The sequence below is a fragment of the Paramesorhizobium salinisoli genome, from assembly GCF_003335045.1.
Lineage (GTDB): Bacteria > Pseudomonadota > Alphaproteobacteria > Rhizobiales > Rhizobiaceae > Paramesorhizobium > Paramesorhizobium salinisoli.
Genome location: NZ_QOZG01000164.1, coordinates 1 through 255, shown reverse-complemented (window position 1 = coordinate 255; position 255 = coordinate 1). Strand labels below are relative to the sequence as shown.

Genomic DNA, 255 nt, shown 5'->3' with positions numbered 1-255 from the left:
CTCCCGCATTCTCCGCAGATACCAACTCGGGCGCAATGACCGTCAACGCCATCAAGGCGCAGACAAATGACGGCAATTTTTTTCATTATCACTTTGCTGGTGATTATGGCGGGGTAAGCAGCTCTTGCCAGAGGACTGACGGCTGGAGCATCAACACCACCGATGACAACATCAATCAGCTGTTGCTAATGGCCTACCTGTCTGGGATTCCGTTGAAGGTTGGCATTGATGGCAGCTCAGGCTGTAAAGTAACTG

At 51.4% G+C, this 255-nt stretch carries 1 protein-coding gene; it reads left to right on the top strand.

The window, feature by feature from the left end; translation table 11 throughout:
• Window positions 1-255 (top strand): hypothetical protein (locus DUT91_RS26065; protein ID WP_160113743.1); only part of this gene is annotated, 255 nt, incomplete at both ends.